At 37.5% G+C, this 13317-nt stretch carries 11 protein-coding genes; all 11 read right to left on the minus strand.

The features are described 5' to 3' along the window. Positions 1-465: 465 nt before the first annotated feature. The gene (locus tag ACLJX0_RS14970; RefSeq protein WP_410881595.1) at positions 466-1638 is read right to left on the minus strand and encodes a porin; all 1173 of its coding nucleotides are present in this window, start codon (positions 1636-1638) and stop codon (positions 466-468) included. Between the two features lie 27 nt (positions 1639-1665). Continuing rightward, the gene (locus ACLJX0_RS14975; RefSeq protein ID WP_410881597.1) at positions 1666-3018 is read right to left on the minus strand and encodes an anaerobic C4-dicarboxylate transporter family protein; all 1353 of its coding nucleotides are present in this window, start codon (positions 3016-3018) and stop codon (positions 1666-1668) included. A gap of 123 nt (positions 3019-3141) precedes the next feature. Then, positions 3142-4212 carry a type II asparaginase gene (locus tag ACLJX0_RS14980; protein ID WP_410881599.1) on the minus strand — a complete coding sequence of 357 codons (1071 nt, stop codon included), beginning with the start codon at positions 4210-4212 and terminating at the stop codon, positions 3142-3144. A gap of 17 nt (positions 4213-4229) precedes the next feature. After that, positions 4230-5639 carry an aspartate ammonia-lyase gene (gene aspA / locus ACLJX0_RS14985; protein ID WP_410881601.1) on the minus strand — a complete coding sequence of 470 codons (1410 nt, stop codon included), beginning with the start codon at positions 5637-5639 and terminating at the stop codon, positions 4230-4232. A 501-nt stretch (positions 5640-6140) separates the two neighbouring features. Continuing rightward, entirely contained in the window at positions 6141-8117 is a 1977-nt protein-coding gene (gene dnaG / locus ACLJX0_RS14990) for a DNA primase (protein ID WP_410881603.1), read from the minus strand. Between the two features lie 101 nt (positions 8118-8218). Next, on the minus strand, positions 8219-9361 hold the full coding sequence (locus ACLJX0_RS14995) for a hypothetical protein (RefSeq protein WP_410881605.1): 1143 nt from the start codon (positions 9359-9361) through the stop codon (positions 8219-8221). Beyond that, a complete protein-coding gene (locus ACLJX0_RS15000; protein WP_410881607.1) occupies positions 9351-9980 on the minus strand; it encodes a hypothetical protein in 630 nt (209 codons plus the stop codon). The genes ACLJX0_RS14995 and ACLJX0_RS15000 overlap by 11 nt, the downstream gene beginning before the upstream one ends. After that, positions 9962-10534, minus strand: a complete 573-nt coding sequence (locus tag ACLJX0_RS15005) for an RNA polymerase sigma factor (RefSeq protein ID WP_410881609.1) — start codon at positions 10532-10534, stop codon at positions 9962-9964. The genes ACLJX0_RS15000 and ACLJX0_RS15005 overlap by 19 nt, the downstream gene beginning before the upstream one ends. 364 nt (positions 10535-10898) lie before the next feature. Further along, positions 10899-11171, minus strand: coding sequence for a hypothetical protein (locus ACLJX0_RS15010; RefSeq protein ID WP_410881611.1), 273 nt, complete (start codon positions 11169-11171; stop codon positions 10899-10901). Further along, on the minus strand, positions 11155-12135 hold the full coding sequence (locus ACLJX0_RS15015; RefSeq protein ID WP_410881613.1) for a polyprenyl synthetase family protein: 981 nt from the start codon (positions 12133-12135) through the stop codon (positions 11155-11157). Before ACLJX0_RS15015 ends, ACLJX0_RS15010 begins: the two co-directional genes overlap by 17 nt. 98 nt (positions 12136-12233) lie before the next feature. After that, positions 12234-13274, minus strand: a complete 1041-nt coding sequence (gene rlmN, locus ACLJX0_RS15020; protein WP_410881615.1) for a 23S rRNA (adenine(2503)-C(2))-methyltransferase RlmN — start codon at positions 13272-13274, stop codon at positions 12234-12236. Positions 13275-13317 lie beyond the last annotated feature (43 nt).

The following is a 13317-nucleotide window of genomic DNA, read 5'->3' on the forward strand; positions in this document are numbered from 1 at the left end:
GTGGAAAGTTTTTTTTGGAGAAATTGGAGAAATTGGTGAGGTTGGGTGAGGATTGGCGAGAATGGCTCTTTTGTTTTTTTGCTTTTTTGTTGGTTATTCCTTTATAATAGATACATCTAAACAAAGGGCCCATCGGCCATGTGCCCATACGCCAATCAAAAAAATGGCCTATACTTCCCTTTTATCTGTACGGGCACATGGCAATGTGCACCCTTAATAGAAAATTATCTTTTAAAAATTAGACTCCAACAAACCGTACAACCAACAAAAGCCGAAAAACGAACAACAAATCACGCATAGCCATGCGCCCCTACCTATATATAAGGAAGAAATAATTTTATAGCTACAAAGAGCAACCCACAAAAAAACAACCCACAAAAGCCGAAAGCCGAACAACAAACAACAAAGAGCAAAAAAAAGGAGCACTTTCGCGCTCCCTCTTTTCATCAACTTAAATTATATCAATTAAAAAATCAATAACGGTGCAATAAATCCAACACTTAATCGACCCGTGTTGTAGTTTTCTTGACCTAAATGTTCTTTTGCGTAGCTTGAGTAGTTATAATATCTACCTACATAAGAAGCATAGAAGCGAATGTTCATATCTTTAAATGGCATATATTCTACGGTTGGAATAAAACCATAGCTTGAACGAATATGACTTACCCCACTATCGTCCGAAACTAAGTTTTTAGCGTATGCATTATTGTTCATTAAAGTCAGTGTAACGTTTAATTTGGGCATTACCAAATATTCTGCTTTGATCCAGTTTTCTAAATAAGATACATTTTGTTGTGCTGCAACATCCTCTCCCTGAAGCATACCTGTAATAATACCTTTTCGATCCAGCCCTTCATTACTGTATTTGAAGTCATACATTAAAGTAAAACGTCCATCGTGGTACTTATTCCCCAGGGAATAATAATTCATTCCGCGATTTTTAGCTTCTTGGAAATAGCTGTAGCTATAGATAGTTTCAAATTTCCCATCCAAGAAACTACCTCTCCAGTTAGTTACAAAGGCCATCGCTGCTTTAGCTTTTTCAATTCCCTCTGGCATTTGTCCTTTATATACGTCTTCAAAATTAGAAACACGAGAGTTTAAAACTTGGAATCCTAAGGAATGATTTTTCGACACTTGGTGTGTTAGTCCCACCCCAGTTAAGAAATTATCTGCATATTCTAGGATATCGTTATACTCTAAGATATCAATCGGATTCAAATCAAACTCAAATCCTCCCCAATCGGCACTCATCTTACCAAGATTCAATTGTGTTTTAGGCGATAGGGCTACACCAATAAAAGCCATATCAGTTGATCTACTAATGTTATCTCTACTTGCGGGATCTGTACTTTTTGTATAGCGATCTCTAAATCTGAAATACACTTTTTCGTGAATTTTCCCTTTTATCTCTAATCGGAATTGATTGTTACTAAAGGAGGATTCTTCAAACTTTCCATCGCGAAACATATTATCATTAGCGAAACGCATATTAAAAATCATATCTACGTTTTTCAACAAGTCGATTTTCTCTACGGGTAATAAAGGTTTCGAAATAGTATCTGTACTAGTTTGTGTTTCCTGTGCCAGTACACTCACTTGCACAAGGACTGTGAGAAATAATAAGATTTTTTTCATAGCTTAATATATTAAGGTGAGTGATTTTTACAGTAAGATTGATCCGAGTAAGAAACCAGCTGCAATGGCAACGGCGATAGCCACTATTCCAGGGATCATAAAGCTGTGGTTCACCACAAATTTCCCAATTTTTGTACTTCCTGTTCGGTCAAAATTAATCGCCGCTAAGAGTGTTGGATATCCTGGTAAGACGAAATCTGCATTTACGGCTGGGAAAATAGCAATCAAAGCTGGGTTTGAAACCCCGAGTGCCATTCCCAGTGGCATCATCGTTTTGGTTGTAGCTGCTTGACTAAACATCAAAGCTCCTAAGATGAATACTGCGATGGCAAATGTCCAAGGATAAAGCGTTACAACATCACTTAAAAAGCCTTTAATCGCCACCTCATTATGCGACATAAAGGTTGCACTCATCCACACCACACCAAAAACAGAAACTACTGCAGTTGCCATAGAAGAGAACAAACTCACTTTGGTCACACTTACAGCACTTGTTTTGGTACTAATCATCATTAGTGCAGAAGCGGTTAGTGTAATCATACTAATCACACTCACCATTTGCAATTCTCCATTGGCTTTTACCACCAAGTTCCCTACTCCAGGTTCAAATTGCGGTAGCAGATGTGGAAACGCTCCAGCCAAAACAATCAACAACACGGCAATAGAGAAAATAATCACCGATGTTTTCGCTCCTTTTTTCAGTGGTTTTTGTTGACCACTACTATCCTGATCGGCATCTAAACTTTTCGCAAACTCTGGATCTTGCATTTTTTCCAAGAAGATTGGATCATCTTTCAATTCTTTTCCTTTGCGCAATACGACAAAACACGTAATAAGAATTCCGATTAAACAAGCGGGGATACAAATTTTCATGATGTCGATTAGCGCACCTGGGTAGGCTAAGATTCCTGCTCCAGCAAAGGCTGCTGTAGCTGCACTCATTGGACTTCCCGTAATCGCCAAGTGTGAAGCAATTACAGAAACACTCAACGGGCGTTCTGGTCGAATTCTCTTTTTGGTTGCTACCTCAGCAATAATAGGTAGTAAAGAATACACCAAGTGAGCTGTTCCTGCAAATAGGCAGAAAAAATAAACTGTAAATGGTGCGATAAAAACAATTTTCGAGGGGTTGCTTCGGATTACACGTTCTGCTAAACGCACGAGATAATCCAAGCCACCACATGCTTGTAGAGTAGCAGCTGTAGAAACAATAGCCATGATTACCAACATCACATCAATAGGCGGATCTCCAGGTTTCATGTGAAACACAAATACAAACAAGAGGAGTCCAACCATCCCCATCACCCCTAATCCGATTCCTTTCATACGGGAACCGATTAAAATCATAGCAATTAAAATTGCAAACTGAATCAATAACATAACACTCGATTTTAAGCTCTCAAGCTCATCATAGGGTACAAAAAAGGGAGCGAACAACTATTTTGCTCTTTACGCCCCCTCTTTTTCTTTTTTCTTTACCCTTTATGATGTACTCAACAGGATTTAATAGTTAAAAAACATATCTTGTAATTCTTGTTGGTTATTCGTTTTTGTCAAAGCTAACATCAATAACACACGTGCTTTCTGAGGATTCAAATCGTCAGCTACAACAAATCCAAGGGCTTTGTCATCCACTTCATTAAATAAAGTTACACGTCCAGCACCTGCACGAGCAGATCGACAAACGGCAATTCCTTTTTTCGCCGCTCTTTCTAATGCTTCACCCACTGGAGCATTAAAGTTACCATTCCCCATTCCGGCATACACAATTCCTTTTACTCCTTCTTCAATTGCTGCATTTACTGCTTTTGGACTTGCATCTGCATAACCGTATACAATTTCAACTTGTGGTAATTTTTTTAATCCACTCACATCGAACTTTTGTTCTGGAGAACGCAATGTCTTATAGTAATAGCTTACTTTTCCGTCGTAAATCAATCCAATAGGACCGAAGTTTCTCGATTTAAATGTCGCCATATTTGTAGTCACCGTTTTGGTTACATCACGAGCGGCATATACTTCTTCGTTCATCGCCGTAACTACACCTACTTCTTTACTATTTGGAGAAGCAGCAACCATAACAGCATCCAATAAGTTTCGATTTCCATCTTGACTCATTGCCGTCGAAGGTCTCATTGCTCCTACTAAAACTACTGGTTTTGAAGATTTAACTGTCAGTTCTAAGAAATAAGCCGTTTCTTCTTGTGTATCCGTTCCATGGGTAACAACCACTCCATCCGCTTCATTTTTTGCAAAAATCTCGTTGATGCGTTTACTCAATTTCAGCCAGGTATCCACATTCATATCTTGACTCCCGATTTGAGCAATTTGTTCTCCTTTAATTTGTGCAATACCATGCATTTCTGGCACTGCATTTAGCAAATCGTCAATAGGAACTTTACCCGCAGTATACGCTGCTTTGGTTGAGGATTCACCTGCCCCAGCAATCGTTCCTCCAGTAGCTAAGATGATGACACGAGGTAGATCTTTAGGGACTACATTATTTTTCTTTGGTTGTGCTTGTACTTGAAAAGCAAGTAAACAAACAAACAATACGCTTACAATTTTCTTCATAATTGGATGTGATTTAGTTAGGATACAATTAATTTGGGGTGGATTAAGTTTTCCAAAGAATACACTTCCTCCCATTTGGCTTGTGTAATTAGTTTTCGTTCTTCTACGACAATTTGATGCACGCTTTTACCTGATAGTAAAGCCTCTCCTGCAACACTTGCGCAGATTTCATACCCGAGAATTGGATTTAATTGAGTAACAATACCAATACTGTTCATCACTAAGTTTGCACAATGCTCTTCGTTAGCTGTGATACCTACAATACATTTATCAATTAACGTATTCAAGCTGTTTCCTAAATATTCAAGGGAAGTGAATAAGGCAAAACCAATAACAGGCTCCATTACGTTTAGTTGTAATTGTCCCGCTTCAGCCGCCATAGTTACCGTTAGATCTTGACCGATAACGTAGAAGCACGTTTGATTTACTACTTCTGGGATCACAGGATTTACTTTTCCTGGCATAATAGAAGATCCAGGTTGACGAGCCGGAAGATTAATTTCATTTAACCCTGTACGAGGTCCTGAGCTCAACAGACGCAAGTCGTTACATATTTTGGATATTTTGATTGCTGCGCGTTTCACTGTACCCATAATTTGCACATAGGCACCCGTATCGCTGGTAGCTTCGATCAAATCTGGCGATAGCACTAAGGGTAGTCCCGTTTCTTTGGCTAAGTATTTTACACATAATTCCGGGTAAGCTTCTGGTGCATTCACTTTTGTTCCGATTGCCGTAGCTCCCATATTCACTTCTAAAATAAGGCGTTGTGCTTCACGTAAACGCATAACATCCTCACCCACCGTCGTTGCAAAAGCATGGAATTCCTGACCTAACGTCATCGGAACAGCATCTTGCAATTGGGTACGCCCCATTTTCAGTACGTTTTTAAATTGCTCTCCTTTGGCAGCAAAGGCTTTCTCTACATTCGCTAAGATTTGACAAAACCCCTCTAACTTATAGTATAAAGCCAATCGGAAAGCCGTTGGATAAGCATCATTGGTAGATTGTGAACAATTCACGTGATTATTTGGGTGTACAAATTGGTACTCTCCTTTTTTATGTCCCAAATGCTCCAAGGCAACATTGGCAATCACTTCATTGGCATTCATATTTACCGAAGTACCCGCACCACCTTGAATTAAATCACTAACAAATTGATCATCGTATTTTCCTGCAATTACTTGATCACAAGCATAACAAATTGCATCTGCAATTTTAGAATCTAATACTCCACAATCTTTGTTTGCTAAAGCTGCTGCTTTTTTTACTTCACCCAAAGCTTTGATTAACCCTTTCTCGTGATTTAATGTAATTCCAGTAATGTTGAAATTCTCTACTGCGCGAAACGTTTGAACACCATAGTATTTGTCATTAGGGATATCTAATTCACCTAAAAAATCGTGTTCTCTTCTTGTATCTTTCATATGCTTCTATGTTTTTGTTCTATTTATGGCATTTGAATTTCCAAATGCTTGTTTTTATATTAATTACACTTCAAAAATAGTGCTAGAATATCTAGTAGACCATGACAAAAACATAGGGATTATTTCATTTTATTTTCTTATATTAAAGAAAAAAGTCGCTCTTTATTAATAAAATCATAAGAAAAGAGCAATATCATCTTTAACAAATCGAAAAATATGCAACAACAATCCAAAATAGATTTATCATATAATATTAATTCTTAAAAAACATAAAAATAATTAAACAAATATATAAAAAAATAATATTCATATTTTAATTTAATATTAAGATTTTATTAAACACAAAAAATTGAATGTATAATAAAAAAGAAGAAAATCTTTTATCTATATACTTAGCATACGCATTTTGTCCCCTTTCTTTTCTCTTTTTTTTAGCCCAAGCGGTTCAAAAACAAAAAAAATAGCGCTAAAAAAACCCCATGCATGCATGAGGTTGGTTTATTATAGTCGAAATCGAGTCGTTACTTGTCCTAATCGCTTTGAAAAAGTGTTCATTAAGGTGGAATAATCAATAATGATTCCGAGTATCTCAAACGCGCGATCTTGTTCTACTCCTCCTAACTTATTTTTATACTTTTCAATAATGGAGTTCACCAAGTACATGCGCAAAGTTAGGATGGTTTCTGTAGTATACTGGGCAATGCCATCTTTCTTTTGTTTGACAAAGATATTCTGACTTTCCCAGTTGTGGAGATTTTCTTTCTCCTCTTCCATAAGGATAGTGGTCACTTGTTCTGATAATTCTCCATCCAATCGCTTGAGATAATCTTCCAAACTCCAACTATTGTTGTGATAGTATTCCATTACATCCGCATAGAGTCGCTTGAAGATTGGATTGGTCAATTGTACTTCATCTTCTTGTAAACTCAAATAGATGCGTTCGTACACTTTTTGGACAATTTTATGCTCTACCTCAACAATTTCATCCTCTTCATTAGTTTCGAAAATCAATTCAACAAATTGTTCTTCTTCATTCCCATAGAGCAACAAAATTTCGATAATGCGTTGTTCTAATAGATAAAGCGCGTCTACCGCGACGGTTTCTTGTGGTTTTTCTGTATGCACCACTTCCATTTGCTTACGCTCCTGGGTGAACTTTTTATTGGCTTCGGCTACTTCTTTCTTACTGATTTGTGCCAGTGAGCTAAAAATGACTTCTTCTGATATATCCATGATGCGAGAGCATTCCTGGATGTATATTTCGCGTTTAATAGGATCCGGTATTTTGGAAATACTCATCACCATATCGCGGATGATTTCTGCTTTTTTAATGGGATCTCCTTTGGATTCTTCCATTAAAGCATTCGCTTTAAATCGAATAAAGTCGGTTGAATTCGCTTCAAAATACGCTTCTAATTCTTCTAAGGTATGCTTACGCGCAAAACTATCGGGATCTTCTCCATCTGGCAAAGGACAGATGCGCACATTCATTCCTGCTTCGAGAATTAAATCTACTCCGCGGAAAGAGGCTCTAATTCCTGCCGCATCTCCATCAAAAAGCATGGTGATATGCTGCGTTAGGCGGCTGATGAGTCGTATTTGATCTGGTGTTAATGCCGTACCCGAAGAAGCCACGACGTTTTTCACTCCGGTTTGATGCATTTGAATCACATCCGTATAACCTTCTACTAAGTAGCAGTTGTCTTTTTTGGCAATTTCTTGTTTTGCATGGGAGATGCCATAGAGCACTTTACTCTTGTGGTAAATATCACTTTCAGGCGAATTCAAGTATTTTGCAGCCTTTTTATCATTGGTCAAAATACGTCCTCCAAATCCTAAAACCCGACCAGACATACTTTGAATAGGAAACATAACGCGTCCTTTAAAACGGTCAAAGCGTTTGTCATCCTTGACAATGGTCAATCCTGTTTTTTCCAAATAATCTAAAGAATACCCTTTCTTCAGTGCTTCCTCTGTAAAAGCATCCCATTTATCTGGAGAATATCCCAATCCAAAGGCCTTAATTGTATCCGTGGTAAATCCTCTTTCTTTAAAATAAGATAAACCAATAGCCCTTCCTTCTTCCGTATTGGAAAGAGTATCTTCAAAATAGTTCTTTGCAAATTCAGAAACAATGAACATACTTTCCTTTTCGTTCAGCTGTTCTTTCTCTGCATCGGTTTGCTCCGTTTCTTCTATTTCAATTCCATATTTTCTGGCTAGATAACGAATGGCTTCTGGGTAAGAGAAATGCTCATGTTCCATTAGGAAAGTAATCGCATTACCTCCTTTTCCTGAACTAAAATCTTTCCAAATCTGTTTGACAGGAGACACCATAAACGACGGGGTCTTTTCGTTGACAAAAGGACTCAACCCTCTATAGTTTGCTCCCGCTTTCTTTAGATTGACGAAATCGCCAATCACCTCCTCTACACGAGCAGTATCAAAAACGGTATCAATGGTAGTTTTGGAAATCATAGTTTACATTTGTCCCACAAAGATAAAAAAAGAAGTTGCTTTACAGTAAAACAACTTCTCTTCTATTGGTAAAATGATTATTGGGCTTCTTTTTCTCTTTCCTAAATATCTACTCGAAGTCCTAGAGACCATACGTGTTGTTCCATACTATTGTGCTTAAAGAGCGGGGTTAACTCATACTGAAACTGTAGTGCCCAAGCTCGATAGCCCACATAACTTCCCACACCAAATCGCGTCTTATCAATCCCTAAATCAGTGCGTTGTTTGACGCGATACGTTCCGTGATCTTTATAGCGATAGACTTGTTTTCCACTGCTATTTCCGAAGTTAACATATCCTCCTACTCCTAAACGCCAGCTTCGTTCTGAAATAAAATAAGCTCTTCCTGTTTTGCTGTCTATTTTCTTGGGTGTAAAATCAAATTCTAAATAAATGGGAATTTGAAAAGACCCCAATGCTAATCTAGATTTTGTAAAGCGATCATCATAATCACCTAAGACCGTCTGTCCATCTTGCACTTCAAAGAGGCGATGTTGACTTGGTTTTAGGTTATTATACTCCCAAGCGATTCCATAGCGCAGGTGTAGTAAATTATTGTTTTTCAATAATCGTGTTTTTACATGAAGGCCAAACTGAATAAAGTTAGATGGGACGTAGCGAATCGCTGAGTTAGCAAAGGCTCCATCGGTTTCTAAGTTACTAATTCCATATATTAATTGCAGGCGAAGATTACTTCTGCGTTCTCCCAGGATGCGTTGTCCTTTTTTCTCATGACTATCATAGGTTCCACCAATCATCACTGTGGCCATTCGTTTGGTTGTATCCGCCACTTTTAGAAATTCACCGTTCTTCATGGCATAGTTGACTTGGCTTTGCACCGCAAGCGTCAAACTATCTTGCATGCGCACTACTTCTTTTTCAATGCGATCGGAAGCTTCTTTTGCAAATTTTGATTTCAATTCTTGCCCGCGTTCTTCTGTCATCCCATTTGTATCAATCAAATTGTTGATTGAATCCACGCGAATGCGCAACTGTTCTTTTTCTTTTACGGTTGCATTTTGAATGTCTACTGCAATTTGACTGACCTTATAATCAAAAGCTTTCAAGGATTGATCGGTTGCCTTGGATATCTTTTCTTTCTCTTCTAAGTTTTGACCCTCACGTTCAATTCGGATTTGTGCATACGTTGTCGTTAAACTCAAAAACAGCACCAACGCAATACTATATTTTATTTTATTTTTCATATCTACCCTCTGATAAGTCTACTACAGCTTTTTTCGTTGTATCAATAATTTTCTTCAATTTGGTCTCGCGGTATTCTACCTCGATTTCTCCTTCTACTTGTTTCAATAAATCGTTACTATCTACCATTACTTTAGGCGGAGTTTTCTTTACCCAGATTTCATCAATAACCAAAGAATCCAGCTTTTCTCTTTTCGCTTCGGTTGTCTTAGGTGCAATCGATTCTATTTCTGCTAGTTGTAAAAATCGTGTTGCTCTTCCTACATTTTCTTGTTGTTGTCCTTGATGCGGTGCAATAAATTCTTGTGGTTTTACCCGCTCTTGTTGTTCCTTTGCCTCTTCTGGGTTGGCTTTATGTGTCGTCACATAATACTCTTGAGTTGATTCTTCACTTGTAGGAGAAGGTATTGAAGGCGAAGTGGTCCAAAAAACCAAGCCTACTATTCCTCCTATTACCAAGCAAGCCGCCAGCCCCATCCATTTTTTTAACGCTAGCCTTTTTACTTTCTTTTCTCTTATGTCTAGCTGTTGAGCTAATTTATCCCAAGCAGCAGGCGAAGGAGCAATGGTACGTTCGTCCAATTGCTTTTTCCAGTCCTTGTCTATTTTACTCCATTCCATACTCCTTGATGTTTTAATTGCTCTAATTGTTGTTGTAATAATTTACGTGCTTGTGCGAGTTGAGATTTTGATGTTCCTTCGCTAATTTGAAGAATACTCGCTATTTCATGATGTTTATATTCTTCGATGACATACAGATTAAAAATTGTTTTACATCCCTCTGGCAATCGATCGATGAGTCGTTGGATTTCCTCTAAGGATAAATCGGCTTGATCATACTGATGTAAATCCTCCTGATGTTCTAACTGTTCTTCTAAATAAGACAAAGGGCGTTGTGCGCGTAAAAATGATATTGATTCATTGACCATAATTCGCCTGATCCAGCCTTCAAAACTTCCTTTATTCTCGTATTTATACATCTGAGTAAATATTTTCATAAAAGCACTAACCATCACGTCTTCCGCATAATGTATATCCTGAATATACTGTCTACAAACACTTAGCATCTTTCCTGACAGTAATTGATACACCTCATGCTGGGCGGTCCGCTTTTCACGCCGCAAATCATCAATATAATCGTCAACTTTTTTGGGATATAATCGTATCAATTTCATTCCTCTTTAATGCTGCTAAATGTATTATTTAAAATTTGTTCTTGTAATTAAGTTAAGTAAGAAATTGATGAATCAACGAGAGAATCGCATTGACCACAGTAATAATAAGTAGTAATAATCCTTTCATAATCTATTGTTTTTTGAGGTTATCTATTACATAGACGCAACAAGTGAGCAAAAGGTTGGGATGTAAAGAGAAAAAAACACAATTATTTTCTCAAAAACGAGAAAGCCTCCGGATTTGGAGGCTTTCTGTACAATTTAAAAAAGTTAGTTATCCTTAGAATCGATAACCAACACCAATAAAATACATCGTTGATTTGGTTACTTTCTGTGTATTAATTTTTGACAAATCGGACATAGCTTATAGTCCTGCCTTTATCTCAACATTTTTATATAGACTGTAAGATACACCCATTCTTGCCATAAATCCAAAATTCCAACCCACATTTTTTTCTTTCCATGTTAAATCTGTTGTTTTTTCTTGTGATTTAAATAAATGTCCAGCATATCCTCCAACATCTAGTTGGAAACTCAATTTTGTTTCTTCACTATTTTTTTGTTTTGTCAATACGTAGACGCCACCAATCCAAAAAGGTTGGGAATAAGCGGTGATTTTTTTATTTTTTTCGTTCAATCACGTAATTCACCATGGTAACTAACGCTTCTTTATAGGGAGAAGAAGGAAATTCTGCAACTAATTGCAAGGCTTCCTGTTGATATGCGATCATTTTATCCGTTGCATAGGTCAATCCACCCGCCTCTTTGACATAATCGATCACTTCCTTGACTCTGCGCTTGTCTTCGTTGTGATTTTTTACAGAGTTAATTAACCATTTGCGTTTTTCTTTGGTTGCGGTATTTAGGGCATAAATTAACGGCAAGGTCATTTTTTGTTCCTTGATATCAATCCCAGTTGGCTTACCAATAGGTCCATCCGTATAATCAAATAAATCGTCCTTAATTTGAAAAGCCATACCGATAACTTCACCGAATTTGCGCATTTTTTCAATTAGAATTGTATCTTCTGGTTGTACTGATGCAGCCCCTAACGCACAACAGGCCGCAATTAAAGTAGCCGTTTTTTGTCGAATAATCTCATAATACACGTCTTCTGTAATATCTAATCGACGGGCTTTTTCTATTTGAAGTAATTCTCCCTCACTCATTTCGCGTACTGCCACTGAGATAATACGCAGTAAATCAAAATCACCATTATCAATGGAAAGTAAAAGTCCTTTAGACAATAAATAATCTCCAACCAGAACGGCAATTTTATTTTTCCACAACGCATTCAAAGAGAAGAATCCACGGCGTTTATTGCTGTCATCGACTACATCATCGTGTACCAATGTAGCCGTGTGAATCAATTCTATAACCGAAGCTCCGCGATAGGTACGTTCATTAACTGTTCCGTCGTGTACCATTTTTGCCACCAGAAAAACAAACATAGGTCGCATTTGTTTTCCTTTGCGGTTGACAATATAATACGTAATTCGATTTAATAGGGCTACCTTCGTCGCCATAGACTTATGAAACTTCTTCTCGAAAAGTTCCATTTCCGCCTTAATTGGTTCCTGTATTTGCTGTACAATATTCATTATAAACAAATTTATGACTTTTTATGTCATAGTATACAATTCAAACAAATATCTACCCAATAAAAAAAGAGACGAATCGTCTCTTTATCTCTATTTCGTTACGCTTTATTGGCCAATTGACCACATGCAGCATCAATATCTTTTCCTCGGCTTCGTCTCACCACTACCGTAATATCATTGCGTTCCAAGGCTTTGATATATTCCTCAATCGCTTGATTATCGGCTTGTTGGAACTCTCCATCATCGATGGGGTTGTATTCAATTAAGTTGACCTTACTTGGCATTTGCTTACAGAATTTCACCAATGCATCTATCGAGGCTTTATCATCATTAATTCCTTTCCAAACCACATATTCAAACGTAATTCTACTTTTTGTTTTACTGTACCAGTATTGCAAAGCATCACGTAGGTCTGTTAGTGGGAAACTCTTAGAGAAAGGCATAATTCGATTACGTGTCTCTTCAATAGCCGAGTGCAAGGAAACAGCCAATTTGAACTTTACTTGATCATCTGCAAGTTTTCGAATCATTTTAGGAATACCCGAAGTAGAAACCGTAATGCGCTTGGGTGACATCCCTAATCCTTCTTCTGAAGTAATCTTATCAATTGCTGCTTGTACATTGTTGTAATTCATCAAAGGTTCTCCCATTCCCATAAACACAATATTCGACAAAGGACGGCCGTGATTTTGGCGACTTTGTTGATCAATGGTTAACACTTGATCGTAAATCTCATCTGGATTTAGGTTGCGCATACGCTTTAATCGTGCTGTTGCACAAAATTCACAATCTAAACTGCAACCTACTTGAGACGACACACATGCTGTAGTACGTGTTTCTGTTGGAATCAAAACGGATTCCACGATTAATCCATCGTGTAATTTTACCCCGTTTTTAATCGTTCCATCCGAACTGATTTGCATATTATCCACACGAATATGATTAATCACAAAGTGATCTTCCAACATCTGACGCGTCATTTTAGAGAGATTGCTCATATCTTCAAAAGAATGGGCTCCCTTGCTCCACAACCACTCGTACACCTGGTTTCCTCTAAATGATTTATCACCTTGAGAAACAAAAAAATCTCTCAATTGTTCTTTGGATAAACTACGTATGTCTTTTTTCTCTGCTTGCATGCTGCAAATTTACTTTTTTTACTTGAATAATTGACAGTTCAAT

It is taken from the genome of Myroides sp. DW712 (assembly GCF_046557355.1).
Classification (GTDB): domain Bacteria; phylum Bacteroidota; class Bacteroidia; order Flavobacteriales; family Flavobacteriaceae; genus Flavobacterium.

Coding starts and splice junctions, on each gene's coding strand:
- ACLJX0_RS14970 (WP_410881595.1), bottom strand. CDS start 1,638: ATGAAAAAAATCTTATTATTTCTCACAGTCCTTGTGCAAGTGAGTGTA.
- ACLJX0_RS14975 (WP_410881597.1), bottom strand. CDS start 3,018: ATGTTATTGATTCAGTTTGCAATTTTAATTGCTATGATTTTAATCGGT.
- ACLJX0_RS14980 (WP_410881599.1), bottom strand. CDS start 4,212: ATGAAGAAAATTGTAAGCGTATTGTTTGTTTGTTTACTTGCTTTTCAA.
- aspA (WP_410881601.1), bottom strand. CDS start 5,639: ATGAAAGATACAAGAAGAGAACACGATTTTTTAGGTGAATTAGATATC.
- dnaG (WP_410881603.1), bottom strand. CDS start 8,117: ATGATTTCCAAAACTACCATTGATACCGTTTTTGATACTGCTCGTGTA.
- ACLJX0_RS14995 (WP_410881605.1), bottom strand. CDS start 9,361: ATGAAAAATAAAATAAAATATAGTATTGCGTTGGTGCTGTTTTTGAGT.
- ACLJX0_RS15000 (WP_410881607.1), bottom strand. CDS start 9,980: ATGGAATGGAGTAAAATAGACAAGGACTGGAAAAAGCAATTGGACGAA.
- ACLJX0_RS15005 (WP_410881609.1), bottom strand. CDS start 10,534: ATGAAATTGATACGATTATATCCCAAAAAAGTTGACGATTATATTGAT.
- ACLJX0_RS15015 (WP_410881613.1), bottom strand. CDS start 12,135: ATGAATATTGTACAGCAAATACAGGAACCAATTAAGGCGGAAATGGAA.
- rlmN (WP_410881615.1), bottom strand. CDS start 13,274: ATGCAAGCAGAGAAAAAAGACATACGTAGTTTATCCAAAGAACAATTG.